Below are 19,033 nucleotides of genomic sequence, written 5' to 3' on the forward strand. Positions count from 1 at the left end.
TCTCATTCTTTTCAACATATGCCTCAGTACGTAGCTGCCATTGATCAGGGTACCACCAGCACACGTTGCATTGTCTTTGACCGACAGGGTCAGATTGTTTCGCTGGCTCAGAAAGAACACAAACAGATTTATCCGCAACCCGGCTGGGTTGAGCATGATCCTGAAGAAATCTGGCATAATACGCTCGAAGTGATCGCCCTGGCTCGTATCAAGGCTAAGTTGTTTTCACACAACATTGTGGCTATTGGCATTACAAACCAGCGGGAAACTACCGTCGTCTGGAATCGCCGGACGGGAAAACCGTACTATAATGCCATTGTGTGGCAGGACATGCGCACTGCCGACTTAGTAGCCCACTACGCGAGTGAAGGCGGACCATCCGGTGGGGGGCAGGATCGTTTCCGTCCACAAACAGGGCTTCCGCTGGCTACGTATTTCAGTGGTCTGAAACTGAAGTGGCTGCTCGACAACGTACCAGGCCTGCGCGAAGACGCTGAGCGGGGTGATGCGCTTTTTGGGAATATGGATACGTTCGTCGTCTGGAACCTGACAGGCGGCACCAACGGTGGTCTGCACCTGACCGACGTAACGAACGCCAGCCGGACGCAATTAATGAACCTTCAGACCCTGAACTGGGACGATCAGTTGCTCAATGACTTTACCGTACCCCGCGCCATGCTGCCCCAGATTCGGCCAAGCAGCGAGGTTTACGGAACCGTTACGTCAGAAGCCTTGCCGGGCGTTCCGATAGCAGGCATTCTGGGTGATCAGCAGGCGGCACTGGTAGGTCAGACGTGCTTCGAGCCAGGTCAGGCCAAAAATACGTATGGCACGGGCTGTTTTCTGCTCATGAATACGGGTACTGAACTACGAACATCTACCTGTGGCCTGCTCACCACCGTTGCCTATCAGTTTCAGAATCAGCCGGTTCATTACGCCCTCGAAGGAAGTGTTGCCATTACGGGTGCGTTGGTGCAGTGGCTACGCGATAATCTGGGTATTATTAAAAAAAGCACCGAAATCGAATCCCTTGCCCGTTCCGTTGAGGATAACGGCGGGGCTTATTTTGTGCCCGCGTTTTCGGGGCTTTACGCGCCCCACTGGAAAGCCGACGCGCGGGGTGTCATTGCAGGATTGACCCGTTTTGTCAACAAAGGCCACCTGGCGCGAGCGGTTCTGGAAGCAACAGCTTACCAAACCGTTGACGTAGTACGGGCCATGGAACAGGATGCGGGCGTTTCGCTTAAATCGTTACGCGTCGATGGCGGTATGGTTGTCAATTCGCTGCTGATGCAATTCCAGGCCGACATCCTGAACGGTCCGGTGGTTTGCCCTAAGATGACGGAAACGACGGCTCTTGGCGCGGCTTATGCGGCCGGGCTGGCGGTTGGTTACTGGCAAAATTTAGATGATTTACGTCAGAACTGGGGCATTGCCAAAACCTACGAATCAACTATGGACGATACGGAGCGGAAACGGCTCATGCGGGGCTGGCAAAAGGCAATTGAGCGGTCGTTTGGGTGGGAAGAGCAGTAGCCTCTTACCCACTTCGTTAAAGTTCTTCGGGTTTCGGCTTCAGTTCTTCGGCCAGCATCAGGCGTGTTTGGGGCAAACTTTGCGGGTATTCATCGCGGATAAAGGCAATGAGGTTTTCGCGCATGTGACAGCGTAGATCGAAGGCCGAAGGTGCGTCGGGGGCCGAAACCAATATCCGAATCTGGATGCAGGTGGGGGTGGCATCGGTTACCTGTACGGCAAAACTTTCGCCCGTCCAGAGCGGGTCGTTTTCGGCAAATTCGCGCGCCTTTGCCCGCACTTTGTCAACGGGAATGTTATAATCCAGATAGATAAAAATACTGCCAATTATGGAGGCATCGGAGCGGGTCCAGTTCTCAAAAGGATTTTCGACGAAGTACGTAATGGGCAAAATCAGCCGACGCCGATCCCAAAGGCGAACAATGACACTTGTCAGGTTAATTTCTTCAATACGTCCCCACTCTTTTTCGACCACTACGGCATCGTCCAGGCGAATCTGCTGGTTAAACGCGATCTGAATGCCTGCCAGCAGATTCGCCAGTGTTTTCTGAGCCGCAAAGCCAATTACTACCGATACAACCCCCGCCGATGTTAGTACGCTCAAGCCCACCTTACGGCTTCCCTGAAATGAAATCAACAGCAGTGAGGTGCCAAGAATAATCACGAGAATGGCCGCCAGCCGGCGAAAAAACGGACTTGGGTGACAAACTTCCGTTGCGAAAGGTTTGCGTCCTTAGTTGTGTCATACTGACGAATCAGACGCAGTTCACCCACCTTCAACAGCTGAATAGTTAACCAGGTACTGGTTATTAAGAACAGAACTTCGGCAGCTTTATCGGCTACGGGGTGGCTACGTAAAAAGCGTGCCGACTGAAGATTTGTAGCCAGCAGAAACAGCAGTGAGGGTACAAACGCCCAAAACGCCCAGCGAACATAGGTTTGCAGAAGGGTTATCGTTTGAAACGGTCGGCGACGCACGATGAACCGGATGATTTGCGTCACGACAAAATCAATGGCCAGGCCCAATACAAACGCGGTAATGAGCAATATCCAGCCCGACAGATCGCGGTTAGGAATGTACCCAAACCAGCGGACAATAGCCCGTATCCATGTATCTAATTGCTGTTGCATTCGTCAGTACCGGAATTTTTAAGATTGAAACAATCCACAGGATTCTATTCGCAGAGTGTGTCTGCTACGTCAGCGTTTGGCAGAGAATCGTAAGGTCTACACTATACACGCACAAAAATAAGAGCCAGTGTTTACTGGCCCTTCTTAAAAATCCGATAATTAAACTTATGCCGTCAAGCTGCTCACGCCAACAGCGGTTTCACAACCTTCCCATGAACGTCGGTTAGGCGGTAACGGCGGCCCTGACTTTTGAAGGTTAATTTTTCGTGATCGATGCCCAATAAGTGCAGGATCGTTGCCTGAAAATCGTGGACATGAACCGGCTCTTTCACTACGTTATAACCAAAATCGTCGGTTTCTCCGTACACCATTCCTTTCTTGACACCCGCTCCGGCCATCCAGACTGTAAATGCTCGTGGATGATGGTCGCGACCGTAGTTATCCCGCGTTAGTTTTCCCTGCGAATAGGCTCCGCGACCAAACTCGCCCCCCAGATTACCAGCGTATCATCCAGCAAACCCCGTTGTTTAAGGTCTCGAATCAGTGCCGCAGACGGCTGATCAACGCTTTTTGTCTGAATTTTTATGTCGTTGGGCAAATTGCCATGCTGATCCCAGCCCTGATGGTACAGTTGCACAAACTTCACGTCTTTTTCAACCAGCTTACGCGCCAGCAGGCAGTTGGCCGCGAACGTACCGGGCTTGCGGCTTTCAGGGCCGTACATATCGAAAATATAGTCCGGCTCTTTTGAGATGTCAAGCGTTTCAGGAACGGACGTCTGCATCCGATAAGCCATCTCGTACTGCGCCATTCGGCTATTGATTTCCGGGTCCAGTACGTGTTTAAACTGCTCCTGATGCATTTTGCCTAAATAATCGAGCATCCGGCGACGGCTGGTTTTGTCGATACCCGGCGGGTTGTTCAGGTAATAAACCGGATCGGGGCCAGACCGAAACACGACGCCCTGGTGCACCGAGGGTAAAAATCCATTGCTCCAGAGTTTGGCGTAAAGCGGCTGATCACCATCCCGCCCTTTGGATAACAGAACGACAAAGGCCGGAAGATTTTGATTATCAGAGCCCAAGCCGTAACTAATCCAGGACCCGAACGATGGCCGACCCGCCTGCTGGCTTCCCGTCTGGAAGAACGTAACAGCCGGGTCGTGATTGATGGCTTCTGTATGCAGGGAGCGCACAAACGTTAGATCGCTGGCAATACTGGCCGTATGTGGAAGCAATTCACTGATCCACATCTGGCCGGGCCCGTATTGTGCAAATTTGTATTTCGAGGCAGCCAGCGGAAAATGGCTTTGCCCCGCACTCATTCCCGTCAGGCGCTGGCCGTTACGTACCGATGCCGGCAAATCCTGGCCCCACATGGTTTCGAGTTTCGGCTTGTAATCGAACAACTCCAGCTGCGAGGGGGCTCCGCTCTGAAACAAATAAATTATCCGCTTTACCTTCGGAGGAAAGTGAGGCTTGCCCACCGCCGGATTTTCACCCGGTGAAGTGGCCCCGGCAAATAAACTGCCCGGATTCAGTAGCGACGCTAACGCAATTGTCCCCAAACCGGCACTGGCCTGTCCCAGAAAATTCCGGCGGCTGAGTTGGTCATGTAGTTGATCCTGAAGGTCCATTCTGGTCAATAGTCATTGGTAACTGGTCATTAGTCATTGGTCGTTAGTTATTAGCCAATGACCATCGACTAGTTACCGTTTTATTATCGCTTCATCGAAATTCATAATTGTACTTGTCACGACGGTCCAGGCAGCTAACTCAGCCGGATTCAGCGTTTTATCAACCGGATATTCGCCTACCGTCAGCAATTCCGAAGCGCGCTTTGGATTCTTTTTAAAATCCGCCAGTTCTTCGGCATATAGTTGCTTCATCAGGGCTATTTCCTGCGACCGGGCCGGTCGACTGATCACAGCTTTAAAAATCGACGTGATACCCTCGGTGCCGGATGCACCAGCACTCGACATTACACGTTGTGCCAGCACCCGCGCGGCTTCCACAAACTGCGGGTCGTTGAGCGTAACAAGGGCTTGCAAGGGTGTACTTGTTTTCTGTCGTTTAACAATACACGTGTGCCGTTCGGCAGCATCAAAATTGAGCATCATGGGCGCAGGCGACGAACGTTTCCAGATCGTATACATCGACCGGCGGTATAAGCTATCGCCCTGACTTTGAATGTATTTCACCGCATTCCGCGTGGCCAGCGCTTCCCAGATTCCCGCAGGCTGATACGGCCGTACGCTCGGGCCACCAATACGTTGTGTGAGCAGTCCACTGGCAGCCAGTGCATTGTCGCGCACCTGTTCTGCCGACATTCGGTAACTCGGTCCGCGGCTCAGGTAAATATTGTCGGGGTCTGCTTCCCGCGCGGCCTCTGGTACGGCCGACGACTGCCGATACGTTGCCGACATCACAATCAGCTTATGCATTTCCTTGGTATTCCAGCCTGTCTGTCTGAATTTAACGGCCAGATAATCCAGTAATTCAGGGTGAGTAGGCAAAGCGCCCTGGTTACCAAAATCATCGCTATTCTTGGCAATCCCCTGCCCAAAATACTGCTGCCAGAACCGGTTCACCATTACGCGGCTAAACAACGGATTTTCGGGCATTAACAGCCACTTCGCCAGGCCCAGCCGGTTTTGAGGAAAATCATCCGGCATGGGCGTCATACTATGAAGTACTGCTGGTTTAACGATTTCGCCCGGGGCATCATAAGCACCCCGTTTCAACAGATGGGAAACCCGAGGGTATTTCTGCTCGCTCATGACCATTACCTGATCGGAGTTTGTGTAGAGCATCAGTTCTTCGCCCCGTAATGTCATCGCATCGGCAAATGTCTTCTGATAAAGCGAATCCTGTGTGGTTACGTAATATGTGTATAAGCCCGCCCGTTGCAAAGGTGTGCGTTTGGCAGCTGGTGTCCGCAACGCTAGGGCCAGCGCATCAGGACCACCCGCCAGATGCGTCATTTCAAAGGGCGACAGGCAGCGCTTGTAAATCCGTAGTTCATCAACGGCTATATCTTTGTAAAAATAGTCGTGCATTCGACCGACGTAGAACGGGTGCTGCGCCCAGTGCGTCTTGTTCTTTCCATAAACGATGCTGTGCTGTAGGTTATCCGTCACCACCCGCGTTCGCATGGGTTTCCCATTCAGATACAATGTCAATCCCTTTGTCTGTCCACGGCCGTCGTACGTAAAGGCCACCTGAAACCACTGATGTACAGGCGCTTTATCGATAGATTCAATATCGAGTGCATTGGCAGGCCACACGTGGCTAAGTGTCAGTTTGAGCCGCCCATCGGCTAATAGATCGAGTTGATAACCACGCTGCCCATCCATCGGCCCCGTCGTACGTCCAAGCAACGTAGCGGGATTATTCGCTTTAGCCAGATTAAACCAGCTACTAATCGTGAATGGCTCATTCTGCTCGAAAACCGCAAAATCGGAAGGCAAGTTGATGTAACTATCACCGGGCAGGTAACGGGCATTGCCAAAACGCCCCGGTACGCTGTAGGGCAGATTATCCGAATCGCCACCTAATCTGGCCGGAATGGTGTCATTTACGACATTGGCAAACGCATTACGCGGATCTTTCCAGAGTTCTTCTTTGGTTTTCCTGGTAACGGCTTTTTTCTCTTCGGGCTTCTTTTTGCCAAGTTTCTTCCAGCGCTCTTCTTCCTGTTTGCGTTTTTCAGCCTCCAGCTTTCGCTTTTCGTTATCGGCCTTTACATACGCTTTAATATCCGTCCGGTCGGCTTCATCAAATGAATACCGTGCAATCAGGCCCGCATCCGAAAGCTTGTCGGGCGCCGGAACGCTCCTCACCCACTGGCTGAATCGCTGTTGATAATCAGGCCGGTTGATGTGGAGCTGCTGTTCCAGCGGAGATAGTTTCTCCCGAATGTATTTCAGACAAGCTTCTGTTTCAGGGGTTGTCAGCGTTATCGTCGGGGCCGCTTCACCGTTATAGGGAATCTGTCCGCGTTCGTTGTTGGTGTTAAAAAAGGCAAACAGCGAGTAATAATCTTTCTGACTGATCGGGTCGTATTTATGATCGTGACAGCGGGCACATTCGGTAGTCAGCCCCAAAAAAGCTTTACCAAACGTATTGACCCGATCCGCTACGTACTCCGTTCGGTACTCTTCGTCCACAATGCCGCCTTCCTGACTTTGCTGGTGATTTCGGTTGAAGGCCGTAGCCAGCAGCATATTCTTAGTTGGTTTCGGCAGCAAATCACCAGCAAGCTGCCAGGTGACGAAGCGGTCGAACGAAAGATTTCGATTAAAAGCGCGAATGACCCAGTCGCGATACGGCCAGATCGTTCGGAGCCCATCATCCTGATAGCCATCCGTATCGGCATAACGCGCTACGTCGAGCCATTCAACAGCCTGCCGTTCACCGTAATGCGGACTGTTCAGTAGCCGATTCACCACGTTCTCGTATGCATTCGGCGACGTATCCGCCAGAAACGCATCGACCTCGGCCGGGGTTGGTGGTAGGCCGGTCAAATCAAGCGTAACACGACGTAGTAAGGTTGTTTTATCGGCTTCCGGCGCGTGAGTTAATTTTTTGCTTTCCTGTTTGGCCAGAATAAAGCGGTCAATGTCATTTTTCACCCATTTCTCGTCGTTCACCTTTGGGATTTCGGGCATAGTGGGCGCAATGAGCGACCAGTGTTGCTTGTATTCTGCCCCCTGCTCCACCCATCGAACCAGCATGGCTTTTTCTTCAGTCGTCAAGGTCAGGTTCGATTTCGGCGTTGGCATCACCTCTTCGGGGTCAGTCGAGAGAATCCGATGCACCAGTTCACTACTCGCCAAATCGCCCGGAACGATAGCCGTATGCCCACTTTTGGCTAAGGCTTCGTAAGCCCCTTCGGGCGTATCCAGCCGAAGACCCGCCTGCTGTTTGGCTTTGTCGGGGCCATGGCACGCAAAGCAGCGATCCGACAGAATTGGCTTTACGTGCAAATTATAATCGACCTTTTCGGGCAATGTAGCTTCTGCCGCCACAATCTCAGCTGGTTTCTCAACTGATTTGTGGCAAGCCGTTAACCAGATTGAGCCGCCAAATAAGCCAGCCGTTGCGCTAAGCAGAACGTATCGAAACCGTATGTCAGACCAAACGGGCATACCAGCGAACAAATTGATAATGAAACGATTTTACAAAATTAAAGACGTAATAGGCACTGAAATTGACCAATTTTATCCTCTAAACAGCCAATTTTGACACGTAACAGGCGCTTCGCTCAATAAGAAGGAAACTCATAAAAACTATCTAAGCGACAAGCAGCCCAAGCGAGGCAAACTAATCTCCTCAACAATAAGCCGACTGCTTTTAGTTCTTTAATTTGGATTAAAATTATTCACAACATAATTTTTTCAATAGAAATTCCGGCGCTGTTCTGTAAAAACTGGTATGCCTGAGAATTTTAAACAGGCTCTTAAGTTTATTTTCAAAAGTTTAAACAGACACTGTATAGTGAATCCATTAATTTGGGGCCTCAAACTAATTGTATCTTTTCCTCATGCCAACCAACGATCTCTCGCCAGAGGCAGCCTTCGCGCAGCTGGGTCTTTCGTTACCACCAGCCCCCCAACCGATGGGCGTTTATAAACCTTACCTCATTGATGGTAACCACCTGTACGTGTCCGGCCACGGCACCGTCAAGGATGATAAAAGTCTGATTATCGGACGTATCGGTGAAGACATGGACATCGAAGAGGGAAAATTAGCGGCTCGTCAGGTTGGTCTGGCTATCCTTTCCACCATCCGCACCAACCTCGGCAGTCTCGACCGGGTAAAGCGTGTCATCAAGGTTCTTGGCATGGTTAACTGTACCTCCGATTTCAAACGCCACCCCTACGTCGTGAACGGTTGCAGCGAATTGTTTGCCGCTGTCTGGGGGCAGGACAATGGCATCGGGGTGCGGTCGGCGGTTGGAATGGGGTCACTGCCCGACAATATCCCGGTTGAAATCGAAGCTCTGTTTGAACTCGTCTGACCGATGGAAGAAACGCCCTGGTACTTAATTAACGACCTCTCTCAGCTCGATACGCCCGCTCTGGTGATCTACACAGATCGGGTACAACAAAACATCACGTTCCTGACCGAATCCATCGACGATGTGAATCGGCTACGTCCGCATGTAAAAACGCACAAGACGCTCGAAGCCTCGCAACTAATGCTCGACGCGGGTATCCGTAAGTTTAAATGTGCGACGATTGCTGAAGCGGAAATGCTGGCCCAATGCGGAGCACCGGACGTACTGCTTGCCTATCAGCCCAATGGCGTAAAAATTCACCGTCTGCTGGCGCTGACGAACGCCTATCCGAACACGAAATTCTCCTGTCTGGTCGATAATCTGGATACAGCCCATGAGCTTTCCAGACAGGCGGTAGACGCCGGTTTAGTCGTCCCGGTTTATATCGATCTGAATGTAGGCATGAACCGGACGGGCACCACGCCCGACGATAACGTACTGACCCTCTACGCCGAACTTGACAAACTGGAGGGGGTAAGACCCGTTGGCTTACATGCCTACGATGGGCACATGCGTAACCCGAATCTGGCGGCCCGCACAGCCGAATGTGATGCGGCTTTTCTTCCGGTTCAGCAACTGAGCGTCAAATTAGAAGCGGTTGGTTATGAACCGATTATCGTAGCAGGGGGCAGCCCGAGCTTTCCGATTCACGCTCGCCGGGAAGCGGTAGAATGCAGTCCGGGAACGTTTGTATACTGGGATCGTACGTATCGGGATATGTTAGCGGAACAATCGTTTCAGCCTGCCGCGCTTGTGGTAGCTCGTGTGATATCGCTACCAGGCCCAACAAGAGTTTGTCTGGACTTGGGCCACAAATCCATAGCGGCTGAGTGCCCACTGGAGCAACGCGTTACGTTTCTGAATGCCCCTGACCTAAAGGCAATTGGGCAGAGCGAAGAACATTTGGTGATGGAAGCCCCTGACGGTCACGCCTATCAGATTGGTGACGTACTGTATGGTTTGCCCAATCACATTTGCCCGACCTGCGCACTCTATGAACGCGGTTTCACGATCGAAAATGGTGCCGTAACCGGAGAGTGGCGCACAGTTGCAAGAGACCGGATTTTGACGTATTGAGGGCTGGTAGCACCTAGGTTGGCTGTTGCAAAAGTCTGGAAGACGCTCGATACACTTAAAGGGCTTATTCGTTAATAAATTGCCTTTAGAATTTGAAGAGTGAGATATAAACCGAACCAAGTTTTGCAACAGCCACTAACTTTATGTTATGAGAAAGATTTGCGGAACAACAGTCTATATTGCATTGACATGTACCCCAAATTGTTCAAATCGACTATGATAAACTTACTGCGTCATACCTTACCGGTTGTTTCCTTATTTCTAGTTAGTTTGATAGGATGGGCTCAATCGGTAAAACCGAAAGTATACATTGATCCACGGGGTACTCGATATACTCCACAACAATTCGATAGCATTCAAACAGCGAATAGAGGTAAGCCCATTGCTCAGATGAATGTAATCCACAAAGAGCATGAAACTCAGATTATCTTTGAAGTATTGGCTGATAATCCAATAGATCAATTTAAAGCAAAATGGATTGGTAAGCAGCTACCAACCTTCTCGTTAAAGGACATTCAGGGTAACGTATATAGCAACACCTCCTTGAAAGGAAAATTAATCGTTATTAATTTCTGGTCAACAACTTGTGGGCCCTGTATCGAGGAGATGCCCCTTTTAAGTGATTTAATGGCCAAGTACACAGGTAAAAATATTGTCTTTATTGCTCCTGCCCCTGAGTCAGCTGTCCGAATTCAGAAGCTTCTATCAAAACGTCGATTCACATACACTGTTTTGCCTCAAGCTCAAGGGCTTATTTCTGCTTTAGCTGTTGAGGGGTACCCCAGTCATTTCGTTATTTCCTCAACGGGTGTTATTGAGGATATTTACACAGGTTTATCGTCTAATTCCCAAACAAATAAAGCCATGCTCGATAATCGACTCATAGCTGCTATTGATAAGGTCTTGGAAAGCAACTGAACCTGTTGTATAAGTGGCATTATGTAAACCAAACTTTAAAAATGCAATTAAAAATAATCTATTTACTATATACTCTTTCTTAAATTTTTGGTGAAGCTTCTCGCGAACTTTTGTTAAGAACAGGTTGAAAACGTAAAATAATTCTTACGGCTCCGATGGCCCGGCAGCTTCTATTTCTTACAGCCAACTACTTCTTTGGTTCTTCGCTTTTTTGCTCATTTGATGCTTTGGCGAGTTCGGCAATGGCTTTCTCATCAAGGCCACCGATGATATCGAGTTTGGGCATGGCTTTTTTCAGATCAGCGATACCCTGCTCGGTCACTTTGGTTTGCCACAGATAAACAGTCTTCAGATTTTTCAGATTCGGAAGTTCAGCCAGACCAGCGTCAGTCACGGCCGTTCCATACAGATTCAGGTACTCCAGATTGGCTAATCCATTCAGCTGTTTGAGACCGGCGTCTGTGACTTTCGTTTGTTCCAGGTGCAGCTTCTGCAAATTCTTCAGTTTAGCAACCTGAGCTAACGTAGCGTCGGAGATTTCGGTATCGCCCAGACGTAACCAGACGATCTGACTGGCAAGTTTCGGCAAGATAGCCGCTTGTGCATCGTTGAAGCTACGGGCGTTTACCGCGCTAACTTCCAGCTGGTTCTGCTCTTTCGACAACGGCAGTACCAATAAGCCCATTTTCCTGACCTCCTCAATAACTTTTGGGTCGGCGGCCGGCAGTTTCATTGTCAACACGGGCGATTCAGGGGCGGGTCCGGCATTTGCTACGTTCGGGCCGCCTGATTCAACTGGTCCGTTACCACCCAGCGAAGCCAAAACGGGGCGAATGGCATCATTGACCTTTAGCTCCGATACTTTTTTGTCGAACGTAGCGCCCTGATCAATCCACCAGGTCAGTATAGCTATCTGGCTCTCCGTCAACTGAGGTTTACCTTTTGGCGGCATGTGGTGATCATCTTCTTCAGGCAACAGGCAGGCTTTTACCAGTTCACTGGTCTTGCTGTTGCCTGCCACGAGCACCGGCCCATCTTCGTACCCTTTTTTAATCTGATCGGGTGAATCCAACCGCAATTTAGCCTTCGATTTGTCGGCGTTATGGCATTGAACACAGCGTGTTTGCAGAATCGGATTGACAATCTGCTGATACACTTTGGCTTGATTCACATCCGTAATCGGCTCAAATTTAAGTTCAGGTTGTTTGGGCGATAAGCCCGCTAGTGTTCGGATTGGACCGGGCGCGTATTGTGTCAGATAATCCGAGCCATGCGTCAGGTTACCTCCCAGATGGCCGGTAGAAAGCAATAAGACCAGAGCTATACCCAGCGTTGGCAGGTACAGAATGGGGGCAAATGGAACGATACGTCCCAGATTCTCCGACTTAACCGCCCAGGCGATCCAGGCAAAAACGGCAACAGCAATCCCCTGCCATTTGTGCGAACTAAGCGTTTCGTCGTCATAGCCGCCTGCCAGCGACAGCATATACCCAAACAGGCAGGCCATCGTAGCACTTACCGCCGACCAGAATAAAATCAACGTAATGGTATGCACGCTCACCGAATTCCGGCGAGTAAGTCGGTCTAGTTCGAGCAGCCCGGCAATCAGCAGAAAACCAATCGGCAAATGAACTATAAGTGGGTGGAAATGTCCCCAGAAAAGTACCCAGTCAGCAGGTTTTTCAGCCGTAGCCTGAAGCAGCATTACTATCTTCATTATTCGTGCGTAAAATCAGGCAACTCGCTCAAGCTTGATGGGATACGTTTTTTTGGAAGCCCACTGAGCGACATAAATATTATGATCTTCATCCACCAGTACGTCGTGCGGATGTAAAAATGGCGAGTTGTTACGGTCCTTTCGCTGCTCGGCTAGTTTACCGTCCTGATAAACCGGTTCCGTACCGCCCGGCGTGGATACAACCCGGTCGTTTTTATCCAGAATTGTAATGTAGCCTGAATCTGGATAGGCGTCGGACGTACTCCGGAAAACAGCCCCGTAGATATTCTCTCCATGAATAACCGGCCGACAGATGTAAGAACCCGGCAGCGGAATGGTCGACAGGTATTTCCCATCCAGCGAGAAGCGCTTAAGCGCGTTGTGCCGACGGTCGGTAACCAGCAATGTTGGGTTGCTCGCTACCCGCCGATCAACCACAATGCCGTGGCAGCAGTCGAACGTATCGTTGGTTTCGCCTTTGCCACCAAACGTCCGTATCAGTTTACCCGATTTGTCATACTGCATGACGTAATTCAACCCATACCCGTCTACTACATAGATGTCGCCGTTAGCTGGGTTGATGGCCGTTTCGGTCGGTTTAAATTGGGTAGGATAATCGTATTTACCGGTTTCTCGCGGGTAGTCAATTTTCATCAATTCCCGTCCTTTCAAATCGGTTTTAACGACCTGATGACGCTCATAATCGGTTATGATTAAATATTGATCGTTACCTTCTCCACCCAGTGTCAAACCATGTGCGCCGGGGTAGGTAGTCCCCCAGGTTTCGAGCAGTTTACCCGATTTATCATAAATAAGCACATTGTTTTTGGTCTCGTTGGTAAGCAGAATGATACGTCCTTTAGCATCCTCTACCATCTCATGGCAATCATTTACCGGATTCTTGCTGGCATCCAGAACACCCCAGCCGGGCACAACACGGTACCGGAAATTATTATGGCCAATCATAGTGGTTTCCGTGCTGACGGAGCGCGTTCTGGCCGAAAGCATTGACGGGGTTGCAAGGCCGGTTATCGCTGCTAGCGACGACTGCCGGATAAATGACCGACGCGAGTGAAAGGAAGCCATGGCATTGAAAGTAGAATACGTTTCGGTCAAAAGGACCGAATCCGTAAACTTTACTGCAACTGGCCTCAGGGAGAAGCCTGACAGGCAATTAAAAAACCGGCTGCCTGTCGACTGACGTATACGTCGATCAACAGGCAGCCGGCAATTCATTGACAATCGTTTACTTCTCCCCGCTTTCGCTTTTTGTGTCGTCAGGACGACCACCCCGGCCGTGGCGCATTTTGCCTTTCATCGACTGAAGTTTGGCAAACTGATCGGGCGTCAGAATGCTTTGCAACTTTGCTTTAAAATCATCAGCGTTCGCTTTCAAAGCCTGCGCTTTCGCACGGTTATCATCGGAACTGGCCTGAATAGCGTCTACTTTCTGCGCACGCGCCAGGGTTGCATCATACAATTTCTGCGACGTAGCTTGGTCTAACCCTAAGTGCTGCGTCATCCGATCGGTCATCTTACGGGCCCGGGTTTCGGGCGTACCCATTTGATGATCCCTCATAGACCCGTTACGTCCCATTCGGGTGGTTGTCTGCGCTGGTGAATCGGGGGTAGCCGTTTGTTGAGCCCAAAGCGGCAGTGAGAGGAGAGAGAGCATAAGCCCGCTCAATGCAATTTTCTTAAACATGGTCCTTATTCGTTAGATACGAATCTAAGACGCAGAAAACAGGCCCGGGTTTAATGCCTTTTTTGAATTTAATTACTTCTTAACTGCTGCCAGACAGCCTAGAGTGCAGTAATGAGAGCAGCAATTTGTTCAAGCCCTTTGGCATCGGCTTCACTGAAATCGTTTAGTTGATCACTGTCGACATCCAGCACCATCCTTACGTTTCCCTCCCGATCAAATACCGGCACTACGACTTCTGATTTTGAAGCCGAACTACACGCAATATGCCCCGGAAACTGGTCAACGTCAGGTACCAGAATGGTTTCTCCACGTGTATAGGCCGCTCCGCATACGCCTTTGCCAAATGCAATACGTGTGCAGGCAATCGGTCCCTGAAAGGGCCCAAGTACCAACTGATTTTCTTTTGCGAGGTAGAAGCCAACCCAGAAAAACCCGAAGGCTTCTTTCAGGGCAGCCGTAATATTGGCAAGGTTAGCTACCAGATCGGTTTCTCCCTCAATCAGGGCGGCAATCTGCGGAATCAGGCTGTCGTAAATAGCCCGACGGTCAGTGGTTTGGGGAATAACAAGTGTTTCAGCCATGGGTCAACGATTATCAAACGCAGTCAGGTGCTACGTAGCGTTTGCTATATCCTACTGATTCCTGACACGCTTTGATACGTTTTAGTTTCTGGTGAAGAACTGAATAAGCACAATACTTACGGTTGTGAATAACGTACTGGCAACGACCCGGATTAAGGTTGGCACAATCAGTGCCAGACTGCTCGCTTCGATGAAGAATAAAGCCGTATGATGAATGAACGTCAATATCAATACGTAGCGGAAAAAAGCGCCTGCGCCCAGTTGCCGCAAACCAAATTCTATGCGGGTTTCAATACCCGGTACGTCAATTTGTGTCCGTACAACAAACGGTCGGCAATAAGCCATCAGCACCGTAGCGGCTGCGTGCATTCCCAGCGTGTTATAAAACGTATCGACCACAACGCCCGTCGCAAAAGCGATCAACAACACCCAGGTCTGGCTGGTTTCGTTCGGCAGCAGCAGAATGCAGGCAATGTAGATAAAGCAAAACGCGTAATCGAACAGCACGACATTCCGAACAAGCATAATCTGCAGGATCAGATACAGAACGAACAGGAGTATCGTAGACAGGATTTCGCGTAGGGTCATTGTGGGGTATTGGTCGATTGGTCGGCCCGTCAGTAGCACTGATTTGTCAGCGACCCGCCGACTCATCAACGGATTAATCAGCTAACTATTTTTCTTTTTCAACTTGTTTTTCCAGTTGCTCCTGTTCGGCCTGCAATCGGTTTTCAATCACATACACAAACGCCAGATTGCTGAAATCGGTCGACAGGTCGAGCGTAATATCATGAAAAGTCTGGTTTGGCTGCAGACCAATTGAGCGAACACGGCCGACCAGAATACCTGGCGGAAACGTTGAGTTCCGGCTCGACGTAACAACTGAATCGCCCTTGCTAACCGGCCTATACCGGGATATATCCAGTAGCTTAATCAGTTTTGGATCAACTCCGTCCCAACGTGCCGTCCCGATCTCGTTGGCTTTCACCAACTGCGAGGATACCAGATATTCCGAATGCAGAATAGACGTAACAATCGAGAAGTGCGGATTACAAATTTTCACTTTTCCGACAACCCCCGTTGGTGATATTACGCCCATGCCTGGCAGCAGCCCATCGTCGGTACCTTTATCGATCGTAATGTAATTATTGGCAAACTGAGTGGTGTTATTGACCACTTTGGCCACCGTAAATTTAAACCGACTGGCGAAGGCTGAATCAGCCTGATAAGCCGCCGGAGCCACGGGCTTACTCTGCAACAGTTGTGTCAGTCGCGCGTTAAGCTGCTGATTTTCCAGTGCCAGATCCGCATTTACCTCCCGCAAACTCGCATATTCATTAGCCGCATTGGCCAATGCCAATACCTTTGCCGCGTAGCGGTTCGACGTATTGAAATACGTAGCACTCCAGTAATTGCTGGTGTTGATGATGAAGTAGAAGCAGAGAACTTCCAGCAACACAAACAAGATGAAATGACGACTTCGGATGAAAAAGTCAACTAACTCTCCCATAATAGTGTAGTGCCGGGCCTTTAGCCCAACTGTATAGCAATTGGCACACAGCCGGGTCAACGGCCCGGCACTACGTTAGCTGATCAGAACGGACTTATACATATCGAGGTTTTTGATCACCTCGCCCGTACCTTTCACAACGGCCTTGAGCGGATCATCGGCTACGTGAATGGGTAGTTTGGTTTTGGCACCCAGCCGCTTGTCGAGCCCGTGCAGCAAAGCCCCTCCCCCTGTCAGGTGAATGCCGTTGGTGTAAATATCAGCCGACAATTCCGGTGGCGATATTTCCAGCGCTTTCATGGTAGCTTCTTCGATTTTAGAAATCGACTTGTCGAGTGAATAGGCAATTTCGCTGTACGTAACCTTAATTTCTTTGGGAATCCCCGTCATCAGGTCACGGCCGCGGATTTCGTAGTCGGCGGGTGGGTTATCGAGTTCAGGAAGAGCCGAACCGACTTCCATTTTGATCTGCTCGGCCGAACGTTCGCCAATCAGCAAATTGTGCTCCCGGCGCATGTAATCGACAATGTCACGGGTAAACACATCCCCGGCAATACGTATCGACTGTTCGCAGACAATCCCCGATAGAGCAATTACCGCGATTTCGGTCGTTCCACCGCCAATATCGACAATCATCGTGCCGTTGGGCTGAGTAATATCAATGCCAATACCGATGGCGGCAGCAATAGGCTCGTGCACCATATACACTTCTTTCGCGCCCGCATGTTCGGCTGAATCTTTAACCGCCCGTTTTTCTACTTCCGTAATGCCCGAAGGAATGCAAATCACCATCCGGTGCGATGGCGAAAAGAGCTTACTACCGGTATCTATCATTTTGATCATCCCCCGAATCATTAGCTCGGCTGCCGTAAAATCGGCAATCACGCCATCTTTCAGTGGACGAATCGTCTTAATATTTTCGTTTGTCTTTTCGTGCATCTGCATGGCTTTATGGCCAATTGCCAGCACTTTGCCGCTTGCCTTATCCATTGCAATAATCGAAGGCTCATCTACCACAATCCGGTCCTTGTGAATAATCAAGGTGTTCGCTGTGCCCAGGTCAATCGCAATGTCGCTGGTTAGAAAATTAAAAAGTCCCATTAGTATGTTAAACGCAGAACGCCCTATTACGAATACAGTTTTTGAAAAGTTTGCAAAAATAGAGATTCTTAGCCACAATGATGAATGAAGAATGACGAATGATTCTGAAATGCCCATGAAAGCTAATCATTTATCATTCTTCACGCATCATTCAAATTAGCGTTACTTTTGTGCTATTATGGGAATTCGTTCAGTTGTCAGTAAGCCTTTGGCTAAGTGGGTGGTAGAGCGCCAGCAGGGTTGGATGTATCAGCCCGCCGACGTTCAGCAACGCTGGTTTCGGCAGTTGATCAAAGTAGGTCGCCAGACGGTATTTGGCCGCGACCATCGCCTTAGCGACGTACAAACAATTGAGGAGTTTCGGCAGGCTGTTCCGGTGCGGGATTATGAAGACCTGAAACCCTATGTTGAGCAGATTCTGAATGGTGATACAGACGTACTCTGGAAAGGAAAACCCTTGTACTTCGCAAAAACGTCGGGCACGACATCAGGCACCAAATACATTCCCATCACTGAAGATTCTATTCCAAACCACATCAACTCAGCCCGCGACGCACTGCTTAATTACGTTAACGAAACAGGCAACAGCGCGTTTCTGGATAAAAAACTCATTTTTCTGTCTGGCAGTCCCGAACTGACCCAAAAAGCAGGCATAAACATTGGGCGGCTATCGGGCATCGTCAATCACCACGTGCCGGCCTATTTACGAACCAATCAGTTGCCCAGTTATGAAACCAATGTGATTGACGACTGGGAAACAAAACTGGAACGTATCATCGACGAAACGCTGCCCCAGCCCATGTCGCTGATTTCGGGTATTCCGCCCTGGGTCCAGATGTATTTTGACCGGATTCAGGAACGTACCGGTAAACTTATTAAAGATGTCTTTCCTGATTTCTCGCTATTTGTATACGGTGGCGTCAATTTCGAGCCATACCGCGCCAAATTGTTCGAGAGCATCGGCAAGCGCATCGATTCCATTGAAACATACCCAGCTTCTGAAGGCTTTATTGCTTTTCAGGATTCGCAAACCGAAGAAGGTCTGTTAATGCTGCTCGACAGCGGCATCTTCTACGAGTTTATTGCTGCCGATGAATTTTTCACCGACAATCCGCGTCGGCTGACGATTGGTGACGTAGAGCTAGGCAAAAATTACGCGGTTATTATCAACAACAATGCGGGCTTATGGGGCTACTCTTTGGGTGATACTGTCAAATTTGTGTCCAGAGAGCCTTATCGGCTGGTCGTAACAGGACGTATCAAGCATTTTATTTCGGCCTTTGGCGAACACGTAATTGGCGAAGAGGTCGAGAAAGCGCTGAAAGACGCAATGCAGAAGCATCCGGAAACTGAAGTCGTTGAGTTTACCGTAGCGCCGATGGTCAGCCCGAAAGACGGTTTACCGTATCACGAATGGCTGGTTGAGTTTGCTACTTCCCCAAACGATCTGGACGCGTTTGCCCGCGATGTCGACAACCGTCTGATTCAATTGAATATTTACTACAAGGATCTCATTACCGGCTCTATTTTGCAACCTTTAAAACTAACGAGCCTGCCGCGTAGTGCTTTTCAACGCTACATGAAATCGCAGGGCAAGCTGGGTGGCCAAAACAAAGTTCCTCGCCTGTCCAACGACCGAAAGATTGCAGATGGATTGGTAGAGATAATGCAGAATGCGTAATGAATAATGAAATAGC

Annotated in this window: 13 protein-coding genes and 2 pseudogenes; 5 read left to right on the top strand and 10 right to left on the bottom strand. The window is 49.7% G+C overall.

Annotated features, from left to right (window positions below):
- Positions 1–18: 18 nt before the first annotated feature.
- Positions 19–1,536: a glycerol kinase GlpK gene (glpK, locus tag LN737_RS30590; protein WP_405515015.1), complete on the top strand. Its 1,518-nt coding sequence runs from the start codon at positions 19–21 to the stop codon at positions 1,534–1,536.
- 16 nt (positions 1,537–1,552) lie between these two features.
- On the opposite strand, the pseudogene LN737_RS30595 reads toward glpK, so the two are convergent.
- The 3 genes and pseudogenes from LN737_RS30595 to LN737_RS30605 all read right to left on the bottom strand — a co-directional run bounded on the left by LN737_RS30595 (position 1,553) and on the right by LN737_RS30605 (position 7,816).
- Positions 1,553–2,667, bottom strand: a pseudogene (locus LN737_RS30595) (mechanosensitive ion channel family protein).
- Between the two features lie 182 nt (positions 2,668–2,849).
- Positions 2,850–4,303 (bottom strand): annotated as a pseudogene (locus LN737_RS30600) (DUF1501 domain-containing protein).
- Between the two features lie 72 nt (positions 4,304–4,375).
- A complete protein-coding gene (locus LN737_RS30605) occupies positions 4,376–7,816 on the bottom strand; it encodes a DUF1553 domain-containing protein (protein ID WP_405515017.1) in 3,441 nt (1,146 codons plus the stop codon).
- Between the two features lie 395 nt (positions 7,817–8,211).
- Between LN737_RS30605 and LN737_RS30610 the strand changes: the two genes are divergently transcribed.
- The 3 genes from LN737_RS30610 to LN737_RS30620 all read left to right on the top strand — a co-directional run bounded on the left by LN737_RS30610 (position 8,212) and on the right by LN737_RS30620 (position 10,722).
- Entirely contained in the window at positions 8,212–8,688 is a 477-nt protein-coding gene (locus LN737_RS30610) for a RidA family protein (protein ID WP_405515019.1), read from the top strand.
- Positions 8,689–8,691: 3 nt separating this feature from the next.
- Complete coding sequence (locus LN737_RS30615; RefSeq protein WP_405515021.1) at positions 8,692–9,804, top strand: D-TA family PLP-dependent enzyme; 1,113 nt, start codon at positions 8,692–8,694, stop codon at positions 9,802–9,804.
- Between the two features lie 216 nt (positions 9,805–10,020).
- Positions 10,021–10,722 carry a TlpA disulfide reductase family protein gene (locus LN737_RS30620; protein ID WP_405515023.1) on the top strand — a complete coding sequence of 234 codons (702 nt, stop codon included), beginning with the start codon at positions 10,021–10,023 and terminating at the stop codon, positions 10,720–10,722.
- A 187-nt stretch (positions 10,723–10,909) separates the two neighbouring features.
- On the opposite strand, the gene LN737_RS30625 is transcribed toward LN737_RS30620, so the two are convergent.
- The 7 genes from LN737_RS30625 to LN737_RS30655 form a co-directional block, all read right to left on the bottom strand.
- The gene (locus LN737_RS30625; protein WP_405515024.1) at positions 10,910–12,439 is read right to left on the bottom strand and encodes a c-type cytochrome domain-containing protein; all 1,530 of its coding nucleotides are present in this window, start codon (positions 12,437–12,439) and stop codon (positions 10,910–10,912) included.
- A 15-nt stretch (positions 12,440–12,454) separates the two neighbouring features.
- Positions 12,455–13,525 carry a 6-bladed beta-propeller gene (locus LN737_RS30630; protein WP_405515026.1) on the bottom strand — a complete coding sequence of 357 codons (1,071 nt, stop codon included), beginning with the start codon at positions 13,523–13,525 and terminating at the stop codon, positions 12,455–12,457.
- Between the two features lie 160 nt (positions 13,526–13,685).
- Complete coding sequence (locus LN737_RS30635; protein WP_405515028.1) at positions 13,686–14,144, bottom strand: DUF4890 domain-containing protein; 459 nt, start codon at positions 14,142–14,144, stop codon at positions 13,686–13,688.
- 98 nt (positions 14,145–14,242) lie between these two features.
- Positions 14,243–14,725: a GAF domain-containing protein gene (locus LN737_RS30640; protein ID WP_405515030.1), complete on the bottom strand. Its 483-nt coding sequence runs from the start codon at positions 14,723–14,725 to the stop codon at positions 14,243–14,245.
- Positions 14,726–14,806: 81 nt separating this feature from the next.
- Positions 14,807–15,313 (bottom strand): hypothetical protein, encoded by a 507-nt coding sequence (locus tag LN737_RS30645; protein WP_405515032.1) that lies wholly within the window; start codon positions 15,311–15,313, stop codon positions 14,807–14,809.
- Positions 15,314–15,398: 85 nt separating this feature from the next.
- Positions 15,399–16,235, bottom strand: coding sequence for a rod shape-determining protein MreC (gene mreC / locus LN737_RS30650; RefSeq protein WP_405515034.1), 837 nt, complete (start codon positions 16,233–16,235; stop codon positions 15,399–15,401).
- A gap of 75 nt (positions 16,236–16,310) precedes the next feature.
- A complete protein-coding gene (locus LN737_RS30655) occupies positions 16,311–17,336 on the bottom strand; it encodes a rod shape-determining protein (RefSeq protein WP_405515035.1) in 1,026 nt (341 codons plus the stop codon).
- A gap of 178 nt (positions 17,337–17,514) precedes the next feature.
- Between LN737_RS30655 and LN737_RS30660 the strand changes: the two genes are divergently transcribed.
- Entirely contained in the window at positions 17,515–19,017 is a 1,503-nt protein-coding gene (locus tag LN737_RS30660) for a GH3 auxin-responsive promoter family protein (RefSeq protein ID WP_405515037.1), read from the top strand.
- The last annotated feature ends 16 nt before the right edge of the window (positions 19,018–19,033 follow it).

Source organism: Spirosoma sp. KNUC1025 (genome assembly GCF_045160025.1).
In the GTDB taxonomy this organism is placed as follows: Bacteria; Bacteroidota; Bacteroidia; order Cytophagales; family Spirosomataceae; genus Spirosoma.

Bases quoted from the DNA above. Each gene is read 5' to 3' on its own strand.
- glpK (WP_405515015.1), top strand. From the start codon at position 19: ATGCCTCAGTACGTAGCTGCCATTGATCAGGGTACCACCAGCACACGT.
- LN737_RS30605 (WP_405515017.1), bottom strand. From the start codon at position 7,816: ATGCCCGTTTGGTCTGACATACGGTTTCGATACGTTCTGCTTAGCGCA.
- LN737_RS30610 (WP_405515019.1), top strand. From the start codon at position 8,212: ATGCCAACCAACGATCTCTCGCCAGAGGCAGCCTTCGCGCAGCTGGGT.
- LN737_RS30615 (WP_405515021.1), top strand. From the start codon at position 8,692: ATGGAAGAAACGCCCTGGTACTTAATTAACGACCTCTCTCAGCTCGAT.
- LN737_RS30620 (WP_405515023.1), top strand. From the start codon at position 10,021: ATGATAAACTTACTGCGTCATACCTTACCGGTTGTTTCCTTATTTCTA.
- LN737_RS30625 (WP_405515024.1), bottom strand. From the start codon at position 12,439: ATGAAGATAGTAATGCTGCTTCAGGCTACGGCTGAAAAACCTGCTGAC.
- LN737_RS30630 (WP_405515026.1), bottom strand. From the start codon at position 13,525: ATGGCTTCCTTTCACTCGCGTCGGTCATTTATCCGGCAGTCGTCGCTA.
- LN737_RS30635 (WP_405515028.1), bottom strand. From the start codon at position 14,144: ATGTTTAAGAAAATTGCATTGAGCGGGCTTATGCTCTCTCTCCTCTCA.
- LN737_RS30640 (WP_405515030.1), bottom strand. From the start codon at position 14,725: ATGGCTGAAACACTTGTTATTCCCCAAACCACTGACCGTCGGGCTATT.
- LN737_RS30645 (WP_405515032.1), bottom strand. From the start codon at position 15,313: ATGACCCTACGCGAAATCCTGTCTACGATACTCCTGTTCGTTCTGTAT.
- mreC (WP_405515034.1), bottom strand. From the start codon at position 16,235: ATGGGAGAGTTAGTTGACTTTTTCATCCGAAGTCGTCATTTCATCTTG.
- LN737_RS30655 (WP_405515035.1), bottom strand. From the start codon at position 17,336: ATGGGACTTTTTAATTTTCTAACCAGCGACATTGCGATTGACCTGGGC.
- LN737_RS30660 (WP_405515037.1), top strand. From the start codon at position 17,515: ATGGGAATTCGTTCAGTTGTCAGTAAGCCTTTGGCTAAGTGGGTGGTA.